Source organism: Burkholderia lata (genome assembly GCF_000012945.1).
GTDB classification, from domain to species: Bacteria; Pseudomonadota; Gammaproteobacteria; order Burkholderiales; family Burkholderiaceae; genus Burkholderia; species Burkholderia lata.
This window is the reverse complement of the sequence record NC_007510.1, coordinates 592,367-612,342: the sequence shown is the minus strand read 5'-3', so window position 1 is coordinate 612,342 and position 19,976 is coordinate 592,367. Positions and strand designations below refer to the sequence as shown.

19 protein-coding genes are annotated in these 19,976 nt (G+C 67.7%); 6 read left to right on the top strand and 13 right to left on the bottom strand.

The window, feature by feature from the left end; all coding sequences use genetic code 11:
* Positions 1 to 67: 67 nt before the first annotated feature.
* A complete protein-coding gene (gene tkt / locus BCEP18194_RS08720) occupies positions 68 to 2,140 on the bottom strand; it encodes a transketolase (RefSeq protein WP_011350913.1) in 2,073 nt (690 codons plus the stop codon).
* A gap of 216 nt (positions 2,141 to 2,356) precedes the next feature.
* Between tkt and speE the strand changes: the two genes are divergently transcribed.
* From speE to BCEP18194_RS08705, 3 genes are all read left to right on the top strand, one after another.
* Positions 2,357 to 3,214: a polyamine aminopropyltransferase gene (gene speE / locus BCEP18194_RS08715; protein WP_011350912.1), complete on the top strand. Its 858-nt coding sequence runs from the start codon at positions 2,357 to 2,359 to the stop codon at positions 3,212 to 3,214.
* A gap of 162 nt (positions 3,215 to 3,376) precedes the next feature.
* The gene (locus BCEP18194_RS08710; RefSeq protein ID WP_041492737.1) at positions 3,377 to 3,793 is read left to right on the top strand and encodes a VOC family protein; all 417 of its coding nucleotides are present in this window, start codon (positions 3,377 to 3,379) and stop codon (positions 3,791 to 3,793) included.
* A gap of 17 nt (positions 3,794 to 3,810) precedes the next feature.
* The gene (locus tag BCEP18194_RS08705; protein WP_011350910.1) at positions 3,811 to 4,578 is read left to right on the top strand and encodes a 16S rRNA (uracil(1498)-N(3))-methyltransferase; all 768 of its coding nucleotides are present in this window, start codon (positions 3,811 to 3,813) and stop codon (positions 4,576 to 4,578) included.
* Between the two features lie 41 nt (positions 4,579 to 4,619).
* Here BCEP18194_RS08705 and BCEP18194_RS08700 read toward each other — a convergent pair whose 3' ends face one another.
* The 6 genes from BCEP18194_RS08700 to BCEP18194_RS08675 all read right to left on the bottom strand — a co-directional run bounded on the left by BCEP18194_RS08700 (position 4,620) and on the right by BCEP18194_RS08675 (position 10,987).
* Positions 4,620 to 5,450: a hypothetical protein gene (locus BCEP18194_RS08700; protein ID WP_011350909.1), complete on the bottom strand. Its 831-nt coding sequence runs from the start codon at positions 5,448 to 5,450 to the stop codon at positions 4,620 to 4,622.
* 65 nt (positions 5,451 to 5,515) lie between these two features.
* Positions 5,516 to 6,271: a hypothetical protein gene (locus BCEP18194_RS08695; RefSeq protein WP_244272920.1), complete on the bottom strand. Its 756-nt coding sequence runs from the start codon at positions 6,269 to 6,271 to the stop codon at positions 5,516 to 5,518.
* A gap of 35 nt (positions 6,272 to 6,306) precedes the next feature.
* On the bottom strand, positions 6,307 to 7,044 hold the full coding sequence (locus BCEP18194_RS08690; RefSeq protein WP_011350907.1) for a hypothetical protein: 738 nt from the start codon (positions 7,042 to 7,044) through the stop codon (positions 6,307 to 6,309).
* Positions 7,045 to 7,253: 209 nt separating this feature from the next.
* A complete protein-coding gene (locus tag BCEP18194_RS08685; protein ID WP_011350906.1) occupies positions 7,254 to 7,817 on the bottom strand; it encodes a barstar family protein in 564 nt (187 codons plus the stop codon).
* A gap of 16 nt (positions 7,818 to 7,833) precedes the next feature.
* The gene (locus BCEP18194_RS08680; protein WP_011350905.1) at positions 7,834 to 8,265 is read right to left on the bottom strand and encodes a ribonuclease domain-containing protein; all 432 of its coding nucleotides are present in this window, start codon (positions 8,263 to 8,265) and stop codon (positions 7,834 to 7,836) included.
* Between the two features lie 379 nt (positions 8,266 to 8,644).
* Complete coding sequence (locus tag BCEP18194_RS08675) at positions 8,645 to 10,987, bottom strand: NADP-dependent malic enzyme (protein WP_041492736.1); 2,343 nt, start codon at positions 10,985 to 10,987, stop codon at positions 8,645 to 8,647.
* A 135-nt stretch (positions 10,988 to 11,122) separates the two neighbouring features.
* Between BCEP18194_RS08675 and thiL the strand changes: the two genes are divergently transcribed.
* Genes thiL through BCEP18194_RS08660 form a run of 3 tightly spaced genes read left to right on the top strand, consistent with a single transcriptional unit; the run spans position 11,123 to position 13,194 of the window.
* Entirely contained in the window at positions 11,123 to 12,121 is a 999-nt protein-coding gene (gene thiL / locus BCEP18194_RS08670) for a thiamine-phosphate kinase (RefSeq protein WP_011350903.1), read from the top strand.
* Complete coding sequence (locus tag BCEP18194_RS08665; RefSeq protein ID WP_011350902.1) at positions 12,111 to 12,662, top strand: phosphatidylglycerophosphatase A family protein; 552 nt, start codon at positions 12,111 to 12,113, stop codon at positions 12,660 to 12,662. The genes thiL and BCEP18194_RS08665 overlap by 11 nt, the downstream gene beginning before the upstream one ends.
* A gap of 31 nt (positions 12,663 to 12,693) precedes the next feature.
* Entirely contained in the window at positions 12,694 to 13,194 is a 501-nt protein-coding gene (locus BCEP18194_RS08660; RefSeq protein ID WP_011350901.1) for a CinA family protein, read from the top strand.
* 42 nt (positions 13,195 to 13,236) lie between these two features.
* Here the strand turns inward: BCEP18194_RS08660 and BCEP18194_RS08655 are convergent, their stop codons facing one another.
* The 6 genes from BCEP18194_RS08655 to araG all read right to left on the bottom strand — a co-directional run bounded on the left by BCEP18194_RS08655 (position 13,237) and on the right by araG (position 19,929).
* Positions 13,237 to 14,295 carry a phosphorylcholine phosphatase gene (locus tag BCEP18194_RS08655; protein WP_011350900.1) on the bottom strand — a complete coding sequence of 353 codons (1,059 nt, stop codon included), beginning with the start codon at positions 14,293 to 14,295 and terminating at the stop codon, positions 13,237 to 13,239.
* Between the two features lie 221 nt (positions 14,296 to 14,516).
* Positions 14,517 to 15,344 carry an orotidine-5'-phosphate decarboxylase gene (gene pyrF, locus BCEP18194_RS08650; protein WP_011350899.1) on the bottom strand — a complete coding sequence of 276 codons (828 nt, stop codon included), beginning with the start codon at positions 15,342 to 15,344 and terminating at the stop codon, positions 14,517 to 14,519.
* A 39-nt stretch (positions 15,345 to 15,383) separates the two neighbouring features.
* Positions 15,384 to 16,445: an aldose 1-epimerase gene (locus BCEP18194_RS08645; protein WP_011350898.1), complete on the bottom strand. Its 1,062-nt coding sequence runs from the start codon at positions 16,443 to 16,445 to the stop codon at positions 15,384 to 15,386.
* A gap of 49 nt (positions 16,446 to 16,494) precedes the next feature.
* A complete protein-coding gene (locus BCEP18194_RS08640; RefSeq protein ID WP_011350897.1) occupies positions 16,495 to 17,301 on the bottom strand; it encodes an SDR family NAD(P)-dependent oxidoreductase in 807 nt (268 codons plus the stop codon).
* A gap of 29 nt (positions 17,302 to 17,330) precedes the next feature.
* Positions 17,331 to 18,347 carry an L-arabinose ABC transporter permease AraH gene (gene araH / locus BCEP18194_RS08635; protein ID WP_011350896.1) on the bottom strand — a complete coding sequence of 339 codons (1,017 nt, stop codon included), beginning with the start codon at positions 18,345 to 18,347 and terminating at the stop codon, positions 17,331 to 17,333.
* Positions 18,348 to 18,417: 70 nt separating this feature from the next.
* Positions 18,418 to 19,929 carry an L-arabinose ABC transporter ATP-binding protein AraG gene (araG, locus tag BCEP18194_RS08630; protein WP_011350895.1) on the bottom strand — a complete coding sequence of 504 codons (1,512 nt, stop codon included), beginning with the start codon at positions 19,927 to 19,929 and terminating at the stop codon, positions 18,418 to 18,420.
* Between the last annotated feature and the right edge of the window lie 47 nt (positions 19,930 to 19,976).

The window sequence follows — 19,976 nt, the reverse complement described above, 5'->3', positions numbered from 1 at the left end:
AAATTCGTTTCGTGCAGCTTCACGGTGCGACGCGCGCGAGGGGGGGGCGCGCGTCGCGTATGTCTCTTTAGGCCAGCACGGCCTTGGCGGTCTCGACGACGTGCTCGACGGTGAAGCCGAAGTACTTGAACAGCACGCCGGCCGGCGCCGATTCACCGAACGTGTCGATCCCGACGACGCCGCCTTCGAGGCCGACGTACTTGTGCCAGAAGGCGGTCACGCCCGCTTCGATCGCGACGCGGCGCACGCCGTGCGGCAGCACGCGTTCACGGTATTCGGCGTCCTGGCGGTCGAACACGTTGGTCGACGGCATCGACACGACACGTGCCGCGATACCTTGCTGCGCGAGCGGCTCGATGGCCTTCATCGCGAGTTCGACTTCCGAGCCCGTCGCGATCAGGATGATCTTGCGCGCGACGATCTCTTCGTCCCAGTCCTTCAGCACGTAACCGCCCTTCTCGATGTTCGCGATCTGCGCATCGGTACGCGGGTTGAACGCGAGGTTCTGGCGGCTGAAGATCAGGCTCGACGGACGGTCGGCGGCGATCGCGTGGGTCCATGCGACGGCCGTCTCGACCGTGTCGGCCGGGCGCCACACGTCGTGGTTCGGGATCAGGCGCAGGCTCGACACGTGCTCGATCGACTGGTGCGTCGGGCCGTCTTCGCCGAGGCCGATCGAATCGTGCGTGAACACGAAGATCGACGGCACCTTCATCAGCGCAGCCACGCGCAGCGCGTTGCGGCTGTAGTCGGAGAACGTCAGGAACGTGCCGCCGAACGGCTTGTGGCCGCCATGCAGCGCGAGGCCGTTGATCGCGGCGCTCATGCCGAATTCGCGCACGCCGTAGTTGATGTGGTTGCCCAGCTGGACGCCCGGGCCTTCCGGATTCGCACGGACGGCCTTCGACGCCTTCCAGTTGGTCAGGTTCGAGCCGGTCAGGTCGGCCGAGCCGCCGAGCAGCTCGGGCAGCGCGGCAGCCAGGCCTTCGATCGCCTGCTGCGACGCCTTGCGGGTCGCCACCGTCTCGCCGCGCTCGTTCGCGCCGGCGATGATCGCCGCAGCCTTTTCGGCCCAGTCGGCCGGCAGCTGGTTGGCCATCCGGCGCTCGAATTCAGCGGCTTCTGCCGGGAACTTGGCGCGATAAGCAGCGAACGTCGCATCCCATTCGGTTTCCGCGCGCTTGCCGGCTTCCTTCGCGTCCCATGCCGCATAGACTTCCTGCGGAATCACGAACGGTGCCCACGTCCAGCCGAGCGCTTCGCGCGTCTTCGCGATTTCTTCCGCGCCGAGCGCCGCGCCGTGCACGTCGTGGCCGCCGGCCTTGGTCGCCGCGCCCTGGCCGATCACCGTCTTGCAGCAGATCAGCGTCGGCTTGTCCGACAGCTTCGCCTTTGCGATGGCTGCGTCGACCGCGTCGACGTCATGGCCGTTCACGTGCGGGATCACGTTCCAGCCGTAGGCTTCGAAACGCTTCGGGGTGTCGTCGTGGAACCAGTTCACGACGTCGCCGTCGATCGAGATGCCGTTGTCGTCGTACAGCGCGATCAGCTTGTTCAGCTTCAGCGTGCCGGCGAGCGAGCAGGCTTCGTGCGAGATGCCTTCCATCAGGCAGCCGTCGCCGAGGAACACGTACGTGTGGTGATCGACGATCTTCGCGCCGTCGCGGTTGAACTCGTCGGCCATCAGCGCTTCGCCGAGCGCCATGCCGACCGCGTTCGCGAGCCCCTGGCCGAGCGGGCCGGTGGTCGTCTCGACGCCCGGCGTGATGCCGTATTCCGGGTGGCCCGGCGTCTTCGAGTGCAGCTGGCGGAAGTTCTTCAGCTCTTCCATCGGCAGGTCGTAGCCGGTCAGGTGCAGCAGCGAGTACAGCAGCATCGAGCCATGGCCGTTCGACAGCACGAAGCGGTCGCGGTCCGCCCAGTGCGGGTTCGTCGGGTTGTGCTTCAGATGGCGCGACCAGAGCGCGACGCCGATTTCGGCCATGCCCATCGGCATGCCGGGGTGGCCGGAGTTCGCTTGCTGGACGGCGTCCATTGCGAGCGCACGGATCGCGTTGGCCATCAGGGTGGTGGAGGCGGGAGACGAAGTCGTCATGTCGAGTCCGGAGAACGAGTCGAGGAAACGGGGGCACGGCGGCATCCGGAAGCTCGAGCGTCGATCGTTCCCGGCGCGCGGTGCGGCGCCTGACGGACGCGAAGCGGACGGAGCCTACGGACGGGGCTGCAAAGCTCGTCATTTTAACAGATGGGCTGACATTTCCCTTGTCCATCCACAGTGTTCCGGCACGGTTTTCCGTCAAACCGCCCGCCTCCTATAATTCAGACGTCGGAACTGCCAGCCCTGAGCGGCCCGCCCGTGAGCACAACTCTTCTCTTTCACCCAACGCCCGACGCCGCGTACGGCTTCCCGAACGCGCGGCGGCTCGCGCGCGTCGCGTCCCCGCACCAGCAGATCGAAGTCTGGGAGACCCCGCAGCTCGGCCGCCTGTTTACGCTCGACGGCCGGCCGATGACGTCGGTTGGCGACGAGTACGTCTATCACGAGTGCATGACGCACCCGGCCGCGCTCGCGCATCCGGCGCCGCGCCGGGCGCTCGTGCTCGGCGGCGGCGACGGCGGCGCGGCGCGCCAGCTGCTCAAGCATGCATGCATCGAGCGGATCGTGATCGCGGAACTCGACGACGAGGTGGTCGGGATGGCACGCCGTTATCTCGACGACGTGCACCAGGGTGCGCTCGACGACCCGCGTGTCGAGGTCGTGATCGGCGACGCCGCACATTTCGTCGAGTCGACCGTCGAGCACTTCGATCTCGTCGTGTTCGACCTCACGCCGCCCGATTCGCCGGCGGCCGGCCTCTATACACGCGCGTTCTACGCGCGGCTCAAGCGGATCCTGACGCCGTGCGGCGCAATCTCGATGCACCTCGGCTCGCCGGTGTTCCACGCGGCGCGCATCGCCGCGCTGCTCGACGACCTGCGCGCGTGCTTCGCGGTCGTCGATCCGTTGTCCGCGCACGTGCCGCTCTACGGCTCGCAGTGGCTGATGGCGATCGCGAGCGACACGCTCGACGCCGCCGCACTGTTCGCACACGACATCGACGAACGGCTCGCGGCCCGCCGCGTCCAGGGCTTGCGCTACTACGACGCGCGGCTGCATGCGTCCCTCTTTGCCCTGCCGTGCGCGCTGCGCGATACACTGGGCGTTCGCCGCTGAACGTCCGCGCGGCCGCCTCGCTTCCGTTTTTCCATCGCGTCCCGGCAGGATTCGCGATGCATGGCACCGGGGCGAAACGCCCCGGACGCCGCGCCGCCCCCTGAACGAACGCCGAAGCATGGAATCAGAGCACGTGCCCAAGCGCCCCCACAGGAGATTTTCATGACCGATCCACGTCCGGCCAACGTGCCTTGGTTGACGCCCTACCTGGCCGTACGCAACGCGCGCGCGGCCATCGATTTCTTCAAGGCCGCATTCGGCTTCGAGCTGCGCGACGTACACGACGAGGACGGCGCGATCATGCACGTCGAGATGGCCTACCGCGGCCAGCTGATCGTGATGTTCGCGCCCGAAGGTGCCTTCGGCTCGACCGCGCTCACGCCGAAAAGCGCGAACGCCACCGCGCCTCAGTCGTTCTATTTGTATGTCGACGACGTCGACGCCACCTGGCAGCGCGCGCTCGACGCGGGCGCGAAGTCGCTGAGCGCGCCGCAGGATCAGTTCTGGGGTGACCGGTTCGCACAGATCGAGGATCTCGACGGCTACCGATGGGCGCTCGGGCGCCGCCTAGACGCATGACCCCAACCGTTACACGCATGAACGAAGCCACCACCACCGCGGCCGTGCCGCGCTTTTTCGTCGACGCGGCACTGCGCGCCGACGCCACGCTCGCGTTGCCGGCCGATGTCGCGCGCCACGCGCAAGTGCTGCGCCTGCAGCCCGGCGACGTGCTCGCGCTGTTCGACGGCACCGGCGGCCAGTACCGCGCGCGGCTCGTCGAGATCGACAAGCGCAGCGCGCTCGCGCAGATCGACACGTTCGAACCGGCCGAAGCCGAGCCGCCCTATCGCGTGACGCTCGCGCAAGGCATCGCCGGCGGCGACAAGATGGACTGGGTGATCGAGAAGGCCGTCGAGCTCGGCGTGGCGGCGGTCGTACCGCTGTCGACCGCGCGCGGCGTCGTGAAGCTGTCCGGCGAGCGCGCGGACAAGCGCGTCGCGCACTGGCGCGGCGTCGTGCGCGCGTCGTGCGAACAATGCGGACGCAACCGCGTGCCCGACGTCGCACCGGTCGCCGGCTTCAACGCCTGGCTCGATACGCTGCCGGCCGCACCGGCCGACGGCGAGCTGCGGCTGCTGCTGTCGCCGCGCGCGAGCATCCCGTTCACGTCACTGCCCGACGCACCGCCTGCGGCAACCGTCACGCTGCTGATCGGACCGGAAGGCGGGCTGTCGCCCGACGAGGAAAACGCGGCTCGCGCTCGCGGATTCACCGCACTGTCGCTCGGGCCCCGCGTGCTGCGCACCGAGACGGCCGGCGCGGCCGTGCTCGCCGCGCTCGCGGCGCGCTGGGGCGGATGGTGACGCGCGACCGGGCACGCGTCGACGCATGACGCCGGCGCGCGTCAGCGGGCCGCGTTCAACGGCTCGATGTCGATGACCGGAGCGCTCTGGAGCGCCGACACCAGCGCGTCGAGGTTGCCTGCATCGGGCTCGAGCGCCGGCCCGGTGATCCGCAGCTTGCGCGCCGGCGGCGCTGCTTGGATCGCCTTGATCAGCGGGCCGCGATAGCGCAGGTTCATCATCATCTGCACGGCCTGCACGATGCTGATCGGCCGGCCGTCATGCCGAAACGTCGCGGCATCCACCGTGTCGTTCCAGCCCTGGATGAAGCCGCCGGCGTCGATCCGCATATTCAGGTCGATCCATCGCTGCTTCTTCGCGTCCGCGCTGTCGTCCGACGCCCGCAGCGCCCCGGATGCGCGGCTCACATCGGCATCGTGCTTCGCGCGCCATGCCATGTAGCCGAGCGCGAACACCATGTTGTCCGGCAGGATGTCGTCCTCCTCCACGACGTCGAACAGGCGCCGCGGCGCCTGGTTCGCGACGAATGCCGGCGTCAGGATCCACACGCTCCCGTTGCGCAACGCACCGGTCGTCCTGCCGAGCGCGGGCTCGCCGCTGTCGACCGCAATGCGCGTCAGCTGGCCGGCGCCGACCAGCTCGTCCAGTTGCGCCGCCAGCGCCGGCGACGTGTGAATCGCGCCAGCCACCGCCGCGTACTGGTCGGGTGTCGAATGCGTGCGCAGGTCGGCGAGCAACCGTTCGACGGCCGCATGCGCCGTCGTCGAAGCCGGCACGAGGGCGGGCCCGGTGGCGACGGTATCCGCAACGGCCGTGCCGCACATCGATATCACGGCGACGCCTACCAGCAGCCCTCGCATGCAGATCTTCATCGTTCGCTCCCTGTTCGCAGGCACGGCTCGCCGGCGAGGTGCGCCGGCCGCCAGGATGCCGCCGCTTACTGGCTGGCCTGACCGTCCGGCGTACTGATCGGACCGAGCAACGCGTCGACCAGCGGGGGCAGCACATCGCCCGGGGAACCCGTGAGCCAGCCCCGTTCGTCCTTGCCGTAGAGGTCAATCTGCCCCGTCACCGTGCGCCCCATCGGCGCCTCGTCATAGACTTTCGCGATGCCCGAGAAATACGCCGTAATGAAAGCCGTCAGCGCTTTGTTGGTCTTCAGGCGCGGATTGCCGAGCTTCTCTTTCAGCGCCTTCACGCCGGGCTCGATGTCCACGACTCGGCACGAAAAATCGACCGTCGCGATCGACTGATCCTCCACGTATTCGTTGGGCTTCTGCGTCGAACGGGTGGCCTTGCATTCGGAACGGGCCAGCCCGTGCTGATACGACGTGATCGCCGCGCCGATCGGCCCGCGCAACGCGTCGCGAGACTTGGGCGGCATTCTCGACAGCAAGCCGGTGACCAGGCGCTCGTGCGTCTCGTCGCCGAGCTTCGACAAGGCCGCCACGTCGAGCGCGTCCTTGCCGTCGAAGCGCGTGCGCACGGCATCGTTGAACTGCACCGCCTTCGCGACGTCGCCATTGACGAAGGCGCCCAGATACAGGTCGGTGGTCTGCTCGGGCGACAGCACCGCCGCGTGCGCGGCACCAGCCGCCATGAACATGGACAGCACGGCCGCGCGGGTGGCGCGCAACCACGGAAAACGCGCGCCGCTGCGCGCGTGAAGGAAAACGTTCATCGGTCGGGTCATCAACGGTTCGAATCGATCGAGATGGCGTGACGGCCTCATTGCTGGCTGGCGGCAACCGCCGCGACAACCGGGCCGAACAACGCGTCGACGACCGGCTTCAGCAGGCTTTCCGGGCTGTCGGTCGTCCAGCCCTTGCTGTCCGAGCCGACCATCTCCACCTGCCCCGTGATGCGCCGGCTGACCGGTGCGTCGTTGAACGCACGCGCCACGCCCGTGAACATCGTTTTGGCCGCCGCGAAGCGCTGCTGGTCGGTCTTCGCGTCCTTGCCGGCCTTCATGGCCTCGTCGCCCGGCGGCGTCACGTCGGCCACCTTGCACTCGAAATCGACCGTGGCGAGTTCCTGCCCCTTCCCGCCTGCCCGCGGCGCGCGTTTCACGCCGGTGGCCTTGCATTGCGAGCGCTGCAGCGCGCCCGTGTACGCGACCAGCATCGAGTCGAGCGACGGCGCGAGCGCCTTGCGCCCGGAATCCGGCATCGACGCCAGCATCTGCCCGAGCATCTGTTCACGCATCTCGCCGTACATATTGGCCGGCAGCACCATGTTCTCGGCATCCTTCGGCTCGGCGGTCGCACGCACCGCGGCGTTGAACTGCTCGACCTTGGCCGCGTCGTTGTTGACGATGGCGCCCAGATAAACGTCGACGGTCTGTTCGGGGGTGAGCGACGCGGCGTGCGTCGCCAGCGGGATACCGAGCGACAGTGCGCACGCGGCCAACGCGTGCACGAGCGGACGGCGCGCGCGGGTGTGCGCCGCGAATCGGGTAGCGGTCATGGGAAAACGGCCCTCTCTCGAATGATTGATGTTGTGCGCCCGGCGCGACGGCTGCGGCCGGGCTGACCGATTGTCGCGGAAATAAGTGGGCGATGAAAGGCTTTCGTCGGGTCAGACGCTGCGAGCACGAAACGTGCGGACGCAAAAAAGCCCGCTCGAAGCGGGCTTTTGTCGGGTGTTCGCCGGATTGGCCGCCGGCCGACGTGCGCTTACGCGAACGAGTAGAACACGCGGAAAGCGACCTTGCGCTCGGCCCAGAATTCGGCCGCCTCGCGGAACACGTCGAGCAGCGTCTCGCGCCCTTCCTTGTCGAACTTCTGCGCGATCGGCAGCCCGTCGAGGACGATCACGAAACCGGGCTGCGCGCCGGCCTTCGCGACGAGGTCGGTCAGGGAGTCGTACAGCGCGTCGTAGTTCTTCCCGAAATGCTTCGGGAACAGGAACGACGTCGCGATCGTTTCCATCACTTCCTGCTTCGACTGCGCGGCACCGCAAAACGCATACAGGAAATGCTGGCCGAGCCGGCCGGCTTCGTCGGCAAGATCCTGCACGCGGAACGCGCGGATCGATTGCACGAGATTGGGTCGCACGGTCGTGAAAAGGCTCATAGGCTCCTCGTTCGATGAAAGCCCGGGCTCGGCTTCCTGTTGCTCCGGCGTGCCGCCAGCCTGCGCCGCCGCGTGCAGTTGGATCACGCGCTGAAACAGATTGCCGTCGCCGGACGCGAACAGTTCCGCCGCCGCCGTTTCGTGCGCGTAGATGGAGTCGCTCATGCCATTCGTCCCGAAGTCATTCAACAATACGTTTAAAACTGCTGTAGTGGTCGCCCGTGTAATAACAGTTGTCGATCCGGCGCAATGGCCCGCCACAGACGATCCGGCGCGCACCGCGATTGCGGGCACGCGGCGTCGGTACCGTGTACTCATGGTAGTAGCCGCGCTTCGCTTTTGGCAGGATCCGCTCGCGGTTGCCAAACACGACGCCGTCTTTCTCGTACGGATAGGGGCCGCCGGCGCCAATCAGGCCCAGCGTGGTCACGGCCTCGCGCGGAAGACGGGCGGTCGGAATCGTATCGAGCCCGCTCGCCGCCACGTCGGCCGGAACGGCCTCCCGTGCGTAAGCGGCGGAAACCAGACTGCCCGTCGGCGTGCCGACGATACCCATCGCGAACATCGCGAAGACGGACGCGAGCGCGCCGTTGCGGAGCCACTTGCGTGCCATGAACCAGGGTTCCCGCTGTTAAATCAAGTAGTTGACGACCAACAAAGGCGTTAGCGTAGCGTTATTGGCCGCGCGAATCAATGTCCGTTTGGGAATCGAAAGGCCAGTGATACCCGGAATTGCGCATTTTTTACCGAAATCACACTACATTTATCTTACATAGGATAAAATGCGAGCGGCATCTCTGGCGCGGCAAGACTCTGCCTCCTTGCCACGCTGCTACGCTGAGTGGAGAGAGATGCTGATGTTGCTTGAGGGAAGCGCGTTTGCGCCCTGCCCGCGGCGTGCCCATTGCGGGCACGCCTCTTTTTTTGCTTTTGTTTACAATTTTGCCTGACGCGCCATGCCGGTTCGACCGGCCTGGCGCGTTCGTTTTGGCTCAGCGCGTGGCGTTCACGTCGGCGACCAGCAGCGCCGCCATGTTGACGATGCGGCGAACGGTCGCCGATTCGGTCAGCACGTGCACCGGCTGCGCAGCACCCAGCAGGATCGGCCCGATCGCGATATTGTTGCCCGCGGCCGTCTTCAGCAGGTTGTACGCGATGTTCGCGGCATCGATGTTCGGCAGGATCAGCAGGTTCGCTTCGCCTTCCAGCGTCGATTCCGGCAGGATTTCCTTGCGCAGCGCCGCGTCGAGCGCGACATCGCCGTGCATCTCGCCGTCCACCTTCAGCTCCGGTGCACGTTCCTGCAGGATCGCGAGCGTATCGCGCATCTTCTTCGCCGAAGGGGCGTTGCTCGTGCCGAAATTCGAGTGCGACAGCAGCGCGACCTTCGGCTCGATGCCGAAGCGGCGCACTTCTTCCGCCGCCATGATCGTGATCTCGGCCAGCTCTTCCGGGGTCGGATCGACGTTCACGTGCGTGTCGACGAGGAAAATCTGGCGGCCCGGCAGCACGAGGCCGTTCATCGCCGCGTACACACTGCAGCCCGGGCGCTTGCCGATTACCTGGTCGATGAAGTGCAGGTGGCGGTGCGTGGTGCTGATCGTGCCGCAGATCATCCCGTCCGCTTCGCCCTTCTTCACCAGCATCGAGCCGATCAGCGTCGTGCGGCGGCGCATCTCGACCCGCGCGAGCTGCTCGCTGATGCCCTTGCGCGCCATCATCTTGTAGTACGTCTGCCAGAAGTCGCGGTAGCGCTCGTCGTGCTCGGTGTTGACGACCGTGAAGTCGGTGCCCGGCGTCAGGCGCAGGCCGTAGCGCTGGATACGGTGCTCGATCACCGACGGGCGGCCGATCAGGACCGGCTTCGCGAGCTTTTCGTCGACGATGATCTGAACGGCACGCAACACGCGCTCTTCTTCGCCTTCCGCGAACACAACGCGCTTCTTCTCTTCCGGCGCGGCGCGCGCGATCTGGAAGATCGGCTTCATCGTCGTGCCGCTGTGGTACACGAACTGCTGCAGGTGGACGCGGTACGCCTCCATGTCCTCGATCGGGCGCGTCGCGACGCCGCCGTCCATCGCGGCCTGCGCGACGGCCGGTGCGATCTTCACGATCAGGCGCGGATCGAACGGCTTCGGAATCAGGTATTCGGGCCCGAACGACAGGTCCTGGATGCCGTACGCGGTCGCGACGATGTCGCTCTGCTCGTGCTGCGCGAGCTCGGCGATCGCGTTGACGGCCGCGATTTCCATTTCACGCGTGATCGTCGTCGCGCCGACGTCGAGCGCGCCGCGGAAGATGAACGGGAAGCACAGGACGTTGTTGACCTGGTTCGGGTAGTCGGTGCGGCCCGTGGCCAGCACCGCGTCCGGGCGCACTTCGAGCGCGAGTTCCGGCAGGATTTCCGGCGTCGGGTTCGCGAGCGCGAGGATCAGCGGGCGCTCGGCCATGCCCTTCACCATCTCCTGCTTCAGCACGCCGGCAGCCGACAGGCCGAGGAAGATGTCCGCGCCGTCGATCACTTCGGCCAGCGTCCGCGCGTCCGTTTCGCGGGCGAAACGCTCCTTGTCCGGATCCATCAGCTCGGTGCGGCCCTTGTAGACCACGCCCGCCAGGTCGGTCACGATGATGTTCTCGATCGGCAGGCCGATGTCGACCAGCAGGTCGAGACACGCGAGCGCGGCCGCCCCCGCGCCGGACGCGACAAGCTTGACCTTCTTGATGTCCTTGTTGACGACCTTCAGCCCGTTCGTGACGGCCGCGGCCACGACGATCGCGGTGCCGTGCTGGTCGTCGTGGAACACCGGGATCTTCATCCGCTTGCGCGCTTCGCGCTCGACGATGAAGCAGTCCGGCGCCTTGATGTCTTCCAGGTTGATCCCGCCGAAGGTCGGCTCCAGCGCGGCGATCACGTCGACGAGCTTGTGCGGATCCGACTCGTTCAGCTCGATGTCGAACACGTCGATGCCCGCGAACTTCTTGAAGAGCACGGCCTTGCCTTCCATCACCGGCTTCGACGCGAGCGGGCCGATGTTGCCCAGACCGAGCACCGCCGTACCGTTCGTGACGACGCCGACCAGGTTGCTGCGCGCGGTGAAGCGCGCCGCGTTCAGCGGATTCTCGACGATCTCCTCGCACGCGTACGCCACACCCGGCGAGTATGCGAGCGCGAGGTCGCGCTGGTTGATCATCTGCTTGGTCGGGGCGATCGCGATTTTCCCGGGGGTCGGGAATTCGTGATAGTCGAGCGCGGCTTCGCGGAGCTTGGCTTTGGAGGAGGCTTGGGTAGACATGTGTCTCTTGGCGGGCGGATTAGAATAACTCTTCGACGGCATTGTAGCGCCAATCATCGGCCGCCAGACCGGCGATTCGGGTGCAACAGCCGCGACAAAATTGTACTGAACGGTGCAGGAACGCCGCCGTTCGCCTCGTACAATGCCGTTCCTTCCAACGTTTCGGATCCATCCGCCGTGCCAGCCGCCCTCTCCGAGTTTTCGCTGATCGAACGCTTCTTCACGCGCCGCGCCGCGCAGGGCGCCCGTACGTCGACACTCGGCATCGGCGACGATTGCGCGTTGATCACGCCCCGATCCGGGAAATTGCTGGCCATTTCGACCGACATGCTGGTGGAAGGCCGCCACTTCTTCCCCGACGTCGCGCCCGACGCGCTCGGCCACAAGACGCTCGCGGTCAACCTGTCCGACCTCGCGGCGATGGGTGCCGAGCCGCGCGCGTTCACGCTCGCGTGCGCGCTGCCGCGGGCCGACGCCGCGTGGCTGGAAGCGTTCAGCAACGGGCTGTTCGCGCTCGCCGAGCGCTACGGCTGCGAGCTGATCGGTGGCGACACGACGAGCGGCCCGCTGAACCTGTGCGTGACCGTCTTCGGCGAAGTCTCACCCGACGCGGCACTGCGCCGCGATGCCGCGCGCGACGGCGACGACGTCTGGGTGTCCGGCACGCTCGGCGATGCACGCGCCGGCCTCGGTGTCGCGCGTGGCGAATGGGCGGCCGGCGCAGACGAAGCAGCCGCGTTCCGGCGTGCGCTCGAGCGCCCCGAACCGCGCATCGCGCTCGGCCTCGGGCTCGCGGGCGTCGCGCACGCGGCGCTCGATATCTCGGACGGCCTCGCCGGCGACCTGCAGCACATCCTGGCCCGCTCGAACGTGCGTGCCGAAATCGATGCCGACGCGGTGCCGCGCTCGGCCGCGCTCGCGACGCTGCCACCCGACGTGCAGCGCCGCTGCACGCTGGCCGGCGGCGACGACTACGAACTGTGCTTCACCGCGCCGGCGGCGGCCCGCGCGGCGGTCGAAGCAGCCGGCGTAACGGCCGGCGTGGCGGTCACGCGAATCGGTACAATACGCGCGTTGTCCGCGCCGTCGGAGCAGCCCGCGATCGCGTGGCGCGACGCCGCCGGCGCGCCTCTCGCTCTCACGTTGCACGGCTTCGATCACTTCCATGCAGACTGACCCGACGCCCGCGCACGCCGCGGCCGAGCCCGGCGCCGCATCCGGCGGCAACGCGCCGCCGCGCGCGACCGCGCGCTTCATGCTGTCGCACCCGGCGCACATCGTGTCGCTCGGCTTCGGCAGCGGGCTCGCGCCGATCATGCCCGGCACGTTCGGCTCGCTGTTCGGCTGGCTCTCGTTCGTCGTGCTCAACCGCTACCTGACGGTGCCCGAATGGTGGGCGCTGATTGCGGTCGGCTTCGTGGCGGGCACGTGGATCACCGGTTTCACCGCGAGGAAGATGGGCTCGGCCGATCCGGGCGCCGTCGTCTGGGACGAGATCGTCGCGATCTGGCTCGTGATGCTGTTCGTCACGCCCGCGACCTTCGTCGGCCAGCTGTGGACGTTCGTCGCGTTCCGCTTCTTCGACATGCTCAAGCCGCCGCCGATCCGCTATTTCGACCGCCGCCTGAAAGGCGGGCTCGGCATCATGGTCGACGACCTGGTCGCTGCGTTCATGACGCTGCTCGTGATCGCCCTTTGGCGCTCCGTCGTCGGCTGACCGATTTCCCGACTCCCGTTTCCCGACGCGTATGCCTACCGATTCCGTCGTCCATCAGCTTGCGATTCGCGCAGGCAACAAGTTGCGTGACGAGCACCTGGCGCTCGCCACCGCCGAATCCTGCACCGGCGGCATGATCGCCGCCGCGATCACCGACATTTCCGGCAGCAGCCAGTGGTTCGAGCGCGGCTTCGTCACGTACTCGAACCAGGCCAAGATCGAGATGATCGGCGTGCCGCCCGACCTGATCGACAAGCATGGCGCCGTCAGCGAGCCCGTCGCGCGCGCGATGGCCGAAGGCGCGCTGCGCAACAGCCGCGCGCAGGTCGCGCTGTCCGTCACCGGCATCGCGGGCCCCGCAGGCGGCAGCGAGAAGAAGCCGGTCGGCACCGTGTCGTTCGGCTGGAGCAACCGGCTGCATACCGACGTCGAGACGCTCGTGTTCAAGGGCGACCGCGAACAGATCCGCACGCAGGCGGCCGCGCATGCGCTGCGCGGGCTGCTGAAGCTGCTCGACGAGCGCGAGGGCTGATCGAGCCGGGGGGCGCCACGCCGCGCGCCCCCGCTTGCCCGCTCACTGGATCGCGTCGGGCTTCACGACGATCCAGTTCTTGTCCGCCGTCACCGGCAGGCCGAGCGACTTCTGCTGCGCGGCCGATTCATCCGACCATGCGCGGATCTGCGCCATCTGCTTGTCCTTCTTGTTCACCCACACGCGCACGCCGCCGCGCGCGACGTCGGTCGCGTTCAGCAGCATGTAGCCGTCGGACGTCGGCGTGTCGCCCGCGACGAGCACCGGCTTCTTCCACTGGTCGATCCAGCCGACGATCGAGCCGAGCTTGCCTTCGTACCAGGTCATCGGGTTCATCAGGAACGGCGTGATCACCAGGCTGCGGTTCGCGGCCTCGTCGTACTTGCCGGCCTTGATCTGCAGCCGCGAGGTGGTCAGCGCGCCCGTCGCGGGGTTGCGCAGCAGCGTCGTCACGCCGATCACGTTCTGCGGCTTCACGTTGTAGCCGTACTTCGGGTCGGACAGCACGAGCCGCGCGAGCTCCTCGTGCGCGGCCGTCATCACGTAGACCTCGATCCCGTTCTCGCGCAGCGCGTTGTACAGCTCCTGCATCCCGCGGAAGAAGTGCGGCGGGTTCACCGTGCCGTCGACCACCTTGTCGCCCTGCCAGTAGCGGATCGGGATCGGCTTGCCGTCGGCGAGCATCGCGTCGACGTGACGCTTCAGGTCGGCCAGCGACTGGCCGGCGAACGCCTGCGCGATCCACGGGTAGCAGACCAGGTCGTCGATCTCGCACAGCCGGTAGTAATAGCTCGTCAGCGATTCCTTGTAGTCGGCGGAATCCTTGAACGGGATCAGCTTCAACGACGGGTCGAGCGTGTCGCGCGTCAGCACGCCGTGGTTCTCGAGGTACGGCAGCAGCGACTCCTCGAGGTCGTTGCGGTAGGTCGTGTTGTCGGCGTCGAACACCGCGTAATCGCCGCGGTGCGCATGCGCGGCGATCATCGCGTTCAGCGCCTTCGCACTGTCGGCCGGCCAGTGCGAGAGATCCGCCGCATGGGCGAACGTCATGCACAGCGATGCGGCAAAGGCGCTCAGAAGACGGCGGGACAGCTTGGGCATGGCGTCACTCCCTTTCTTGACATTTTCGTTACGGATCGATGACGAGCGGGAGCATCGCGCGACTAAATTGCGGGCATGCGGTGCGGAAGCGACGGGAAGTTGTCCGCGTGCGCCAGTGCGGGCCGGGCGGGCGGAGGAGCGGGAAAACGGGGGGAAGCGGCGGGCTCGCGCGCGGGAGCCCGCCGGAACCGGCTGCCCAGGCGGGCAACCGGTGCGACCGATCAACGATGCGCGTTGATCGTGTCGCGGGTCTTTTGCGCGGCGAGCGCCGCGGCTTCGGCGAAATCCTCGCCCTTGCTCGCGTACAGGATCGCGCGCGACGAGTTGATCATCATGCCGGTGCCGTCAGCCGTGCGGCCCGCGTTGACGGTCGCCTGCACGTCGCCACCCTGCGCGCCGATGCCGGGAATCAGGAGCGGCATGTCGCCGACGATCCCGCGCACGATCTCGATTTCCTTCGGGAACGTCGCGCCGACCACCAGGCCGAGCTGGCCGTTCTTCGCGTTCCACTTGTTCGCCGCGAGGTCGGCGACGACCTGGTACAGCGGCCGGCCGTTCGTGTCGAGGAACTGCAGGTCGGAACCGCCCGGGTTCGACGTGCGGCACAGCACGATCACGCCCTTGCCTTCGTGCTCGAAGTACGGCTCGACCGAGTCGTAGCCCATGTACGGGTTCACCGTGACGGCGTCCGCGCGATAGCGCTCGAACGCTTCGCGCGCGTACTGCTCGGCCGTGCTGCCGATGTCGCCGCGCTTCGCGTCGAGGATCACGGGCAGGCCCGGATGCTGGAGGTGGATGTGGGCGATCAGCCGTTCGAGCTGGTCTTCCGCGCGATGCGCGGCGAAGTAGGCGATCTGCGGCTTGAACGCGCTCGCGTATTGCGCGGTCGCGTCGACGATCTGCCGGCAGAATTCGAAGATCGCGTCGGGCTGGCCGTCGAACTGCACGGGGAAACGCGACGGCTCGGGATCGAGGCCGACGCACAGCAGCGAATTGGTGCGCTGCCACGCGGCGCGCAGCGATTCGATGAAAGTAAGCGGGGAAGACATGGCGGGTACTCGCGGCAAACCGTTGGTAGACCGCGTATTTTACCCGCGTCGCCGGCGCGCCTCGCGTGTCGCCGCATTGCTGCGCGCATCGGCACGCTCGACGGTGAACGCGAAACGCCGCGTGAGCCGCTCGCCGGGCGCGAGCAGCGTCATCCCGTGCGCGGTCGCGCCGCCCGGCAGGTTCACCGCATTGATCGGATGATCGACCGGCTCGAAGCAGAAGAAATCCTCGCCGGGCGGCGTATAGAGCACGTACGCGTCGGCGTCGGCCGCCACCGTCAGCGACAGCCCGCGGCGCGGCCAGCTCACCGTCGCGTGGCCGCCCCAGCCGGTGAACGCATGATTGACGAGCGCGGCGGGCAGCGGATACGCGACGCCGAACTGCCAGGCTGGCGGCACGCTCACGTGCCGCACCGGCAGGAAATCGGCGCCCGACAGCCACAGGCCGCCGGCAGCCGCGGCCAGCTCGGTCGCGGCGTCGCGCACGAGGAACGGATGCACGCCGAGCCCGAACGGCAGCCGCGCGCGCCCCGCGTTCTCGATCGTCAGCGCGATCGACAGCGTCGCGTCGTCGAGCTCGAACGACTGGATCGCGCGGAATGCATACGGCGCGCCGGCGGTGCGATCGAGCGACAGTTGCAGCGACGTGCCGGTCGCATCGTCCACCTGCCACGGCGCGAGCCAACCGTCGCCGTGGATCGGCAGCGGTTCGTCGCGGCGGTTGCGCGGCACCGCGACGCGACGCCCGTCGCATTCGAACCGCCCGTCGCCGATCCGGTTCGAGTACGGCAACAGCGGATAGCACGCGAGCTCGTTCGGGTCCGTCGCCGTCTCCGGGTGCTCGCAGCGGCGGAACACCGGCATCAGCGCGCCGTTGTCGCCACGCCAGTCGAAGCGCGCGATGCCGCCGCCGAGATGCGGCAACACGTCGAGCCGCAGCGATGCATTCGACAGCGTGACGGCCGCCGCATGCGCGGCGCCGACGCCCTGCGCAAAGGCTGCTGTCTGCGGGCCGGGGCTGACCGGCTGCGCGGCGGCGGCCAGGCGCGCGCGGCGCGACTGGCTGGTGGACGACGATGCGCGCGAGGACGTGGCGGTCATGGTGAACTCCTTTCCTTCGTCGAAGAAACGATGCGGGTCGTGCGAACGGTCAGGCCCAGCCGCCGTCGACGATCACGTCCTGCGCGGTGATCATCCGGCTGTCGTCGGCCGCGAGGAACAGCGCCATCCGCGCGAGATCGGCGGGCAGCAGCTCGGCATCGAGGCACTGGCCGGCCTTGATCGACGCGCGGCCCGCGTCGTCGAGCCACAGCCGGCGCTGCTTGTCGGTCATCACCCAGCCGGGCACCAGCGAATTCACGCGGATACCGAACGGGCCGAGGTCGCGCGCGAGACCGCGCGTCAGCCCCTGCACGGCGGCCTTCGCCATCACGTAGACGGGATAGCCGCCGTTCTTCAGCATCCAGCTGATCGAGCCGAGATTGATGATCGCGCCGCCGCCCTGCTGCTTCATGTCGTCGATCACCGCCTGCGCGGCGAAGAACTGGTGGCGCAGGTTCACCGCGATGCCCGCGTCGAACGATTCGGGCGTCACGTCGCCGATCGCGTGGCGCGTGTCGTTCGCCGCGTTGTTCACGAGCACCGCGATCGCGCCGATGCGCGCGCGGATCGCGTCGATCGCATGGCGCAGCGCATCGATGTCGGTCAGGTCGCACTGGAGGAACAGCGGCGCATGACGGACGTGCGCGAGGCTGTCCGCCAGCGCGGTACCGGCCGCCGCGTCGAGGTCGACGAACGCGACGCGTGCGCCCTGTTCGGCGAAGTGTTCGACGAACGCCGCGCCGATGCCGGTCGCGCCGCCCGTGATCAGCACCGCGCGATCCTGGAGGCTCGGATACCGTGCATAGCGCGCATGGCTCGCGGCGTGCGGGTCGTGCGCGGAAGTGTCGATGGTCATGCGGTTCGTCTCCGTAAGAGCGGATCGGGTCAGTCGCGGACGCCGCGGTTCTTCAACTGGTCGAGCAGCACGGCCGCGAGCAGGATCGCGCCGCGCACGAGGTACTGGTAGAACGCGTCGATGTTCAGCAGGTTCATCACGTTCTCGACGGTGCCCATGATCAGCACGCCGATCACGACGCCCGAGATCGTCGCGCGGCCGCCCATCAGCGACACGCCGCCGAGCACGCACGCCGAGATCACGTTCAGCTCGAAGCCCTGCGCGGCGTTCGGCTGGCCCGACGTGATGCGCGACGCGAGGATCACGCCCGCGAGCGCCGTCACCGCGCCCTGGATCAGGAAGATGTACACGCGCGTGCGTTCGACGTTGATCCCCGCGAGCCGCGACGCTTCCGGGTTACCGCCGATCGCGAGCGTGTTGCGGCCGTATACCGTCTGGTTCAGCAGCACGCCGAACGCGATGAAGCACAGCAGCGTGACCCAGATCGGCAGCGACACGCCGAACAGCGACAGCCCGCCGAGCGCGATGAACGTATCCGACGACACGCCGACCGCCTGCCCCTTCGACACGATGAAGCCGAGCCCGCGCACGATCTCCATCGTCGCGAGCGTGGTGATCAGCGCGTTGATGCGCAGGTATGCGATCACCGCGCCGTTCACGAAGCCGATCGCGGCGCCGGCCGCGACCGCCGCGATGATCGCGACGAACGTGTTGTCGGTCGCGTTCAGCACCATCGCGCACAGCACGCCGGAGAACGCGACGGTCGAGCCGATCGACAGGTCGAAGTCGCGCGACGCGAGACAGAACATCATCGTGCACGCGACCATCCCGATCTGCGAGATCGACAGCGCGAGGCCGAGCATGTTGTCGATCGAGAAGAAGTGATCGACGGTGAGCGACATCGTGATGAACATCACCGCGAAGATCGCGATCAGGCTGTATTCGGTCAGATGCTGCCACCACTTCTGGCGATCGCTCTGCTGCGGCACCAGCGCGTCGGCCGACGGCTTCACGGCGGCGCTGCCAAGGTTTTCGTTGACTTGCATGATTGTGTCTCCTGCTCCTGCATCGCACGGCCCGCGCCGCGCGTGTCCGATTCGATTGTCGTGTTCCGTGTCAGGCCGCCTCGACGGCGCTCGTCTGCGGCAGCGCCAGGCTCAGCACCGCGTGCTCGTTCGCCTGTTCGCGCGGCAGTTCGCCCGCGATCCGGCCTTCGCGCATCACGACGATGCGGTCGGACACGCCGAGCACTTCCGGCAGCTCCGACGACACCATCACGATCGCGCAGCCGCGTTCCGCGAGCCGGTAGATCACGTCGTAGATCTCGTGCTTCGCGCCGACGTCGATCCCGCGCGTCGGTTCGTCGAGGATCACGACCTTCAGGTCGGGCTCCGCGAGCCAGCGCGACAGGATCGCCTTCTGCTGGTTGCCGCCCGACAGGAAGCGGATCTTCTGCCGCCGGTTCGGCGTCTTGATCTTGAGCCGCTGGATGAAACGGTCGGCCGTTTCGCTTTCGGCCTTGCGGTTGATGAAGAGCCCCGCGCGCAGCGAATGGCGGCGGCAGCTGATGTTGATGTTCTCCGCGACCGACGCGATCGCGATGATCCCCTCTTCCTTGCGGTCCTCGGGGCACAGCACGATGCCGTGGCGGATCGCGTCGCCGGTGCGCTTCACGTCGATGCGCGCGCCGTCAAGCGTCAGCACGCCCGCGCGCCGGTGATCCGCGCCGTACACGAGCCGCATCAGTTCGCTGCGGCCCGCGCCGACGAGCCCGAAAAAGCCGACAATCTCGCCCGCGCGCACCGAGAAGCTCGCGGGTTCGCGCAATGCCGGGCCGTCGATGCCTTCGGCGGCGAAGCGCACATCGCCGAGCGCACGCGGCGCGTAATGGTAGATGTCCGAAATCTCGCGCCCGACCATCTCGGCGACGAGCCGTTCGCGCGGCACGTCGGCGAGCGACTCGTGCGACGCGATCTTGCGCCCGTCGCGGAAGATCGTGCACGCATTGCAGAGCCGGTAGATCTCGTCCATCCGGTGCGAGATGTAGATCAGCGCGCGGCCCTGCGCACGCAGGTCGTCGACGAGCTTGAACAGCACTTCCGTCTCGCGATGCGACAGCGAGCTGGTCGGTTCGTCGAGCGCGATCACGCGCGCATTGCGCATCAGCGCCTTGCAGATCTCGACCATCTGCCGCTGCGCGATCGACAGCCGCCCGAGCTTCGCATCGGGATCGAGATCGACGCCCATCGCGGCGAGCCGCTCGCGCACGTAACGCTTCGCCTCGCGCTTGCGCACCCAGCCGAACGCATTCGGCAGGCGGCCGAGCAGCAGGTTTTCCGCGACCGTCAGGTCCGGCACGTACTGCAGCTCCTGGTGAATCACCGCGATGCCGGCCGCGATCGACGCGGCCGCACTCGCGAACTGCACGGGCTGGCCATCGACCAGCACGCTGCCCGCATCGGGCTGGTATTCGCCGCCGAGAATCTTCAGCAGCGTCGACTTGCCCGCGCCGTTCTCGCCCATCAGGCCATGCACCTCGCCCGCGTGCACGTCGAACGAGATGCCGTCGAGTGCGCGCACGCCAGGAAAGACCTTGCCGATATTGTCAAAACGCAGTGCCGCTGACACGTCGTCTCCCCACTTCCGGATCGATCGACCGCCGGCCGCCGCATCGC

What these genes read in the sequence shown, in the direction of transcription:
- tkt (WP_011350913.1), bottom strand. Translation starts at nt 2,140, where the DNA reads ATGCCGCCGTGCCCCCGTTTCCTCGACTCGTTCTCCGGACTCGACATG.
- BCEP18194_RS08710 (WP_041492737.1), top strand. Translation starts at nt 3,377, where the DNA reads ATGACCGATCCACGTCCGGCCAACGTGCCTTGGTTGACGCCCTACCTG.
- BCEP18194_RS08705 (WP_011350910.1), top strand. Translation starts at nt 3,811, where the DNA reads ATGAACGAAGCCACCACCACCGCGGCCGTGCCGCGCTTTTTCGTCGAC.
- BCEP18194_RS08700 (WP_011350909.1), bottom strand. Translation starts at nt 5,450, where the DNA reads ATGAAGATCTGCATGCGAGGGCTGCTGGTAGGCGTCGCCGTGATATCG.
- BCEP18194_RS08695 (WP_244272920.1), bottom strand. Translation starts at nt 6,271, where the DNA reads ATGACCCGACCGATGAACGTTTTCCTTCACGCGCGCAGCGGCGCGCGT.
- BCEP18194_RS08690 (WP_011350907.1), bottom strand. Translation starts at nt 7,044, where the DNA reads ATGACCGCTACCCGATTCGCGGCGCACACCCGCGCGCGCCGTCCGCTC.
- BCEP18194_RS08685 (WP_011350906.1), bottom strand. Translation starts at nt 7,817, where the DNA reads ATGAGCGACTCCATCTACGCGCACGAAACGGCGGCGGCGGAACTGTTC.
- BCEP18194_RS08680 (WP_011350905.1), bottom strand. Translation starts at nt 8,265, where the DNA reads ATGGCACGCAAGTGGCTCCGCAACGGCGCGCTCGCGTCCGTCTTCGCG.
- BCEP18194_RS08675 (WP_041492736.1), bottom strand. Translation starts at nt 10,987, where the DNA reads ATGCCGTCGAAGAGTTATTCTAATCCGCCCGCCAAGAGACACATGTCT.
- BCEP18194_RS08665 (WP_011350902.1), top strand. Translation starts at nt 12,111, where the DNA reads ATGCAGACTGACCCGACGCCCGCGCACGCCGCGGCCGAGCCCGGCGCC.
- BCEP18194_RS08660 (WP_011350901.1), top strand. Translation starts at nt 12,694, where the DNA reads ATGCCTACCGATTCCGTCGTCCATCAGCTTGCGATTCGCGCAGGCAAC.
- BCEP18194_RS08655 (WP_011350900.1), bottom strand. Translation starts at nt 14,295, where the DNA reads ATGCCCAAGCTGTCCCGCCGTCTTCTGAGCGCCTTTGCCGCATCGCTG.
- pyrF (WP_011350899.1), bottom strand. Translation starts at nt 15,344, where the DNA reads ATGTCTTCCCCGCTTACTTTCATCGAATCGCTGCGCGCCGCGTGGCAG.
- BCEP18194_RS08645 (WP_011350898.1), bottom strand. Translation starts at nt 16,445, where the DNA reads ATGACCGCCACGTCCTCGCGCGCATCGTCGTCCACCAGCCAGTCGCGC.
- BCEP18194_RS08640 (WP_011350897.1), bottom strand. Translation starts at nt 17,301, where the DNA reads ATGACCATCGACACTTCCGCGCACGACCCGCACGCCGCGAGCCATGCG.
- araH (WP_011350896.1), bottom strand. Translation starts at nt 18,347, where the DNA reads ATGCAAGTCAACGAAAACCTTGGCAGCGCCGCCGTGAAGCCGTCGGCC.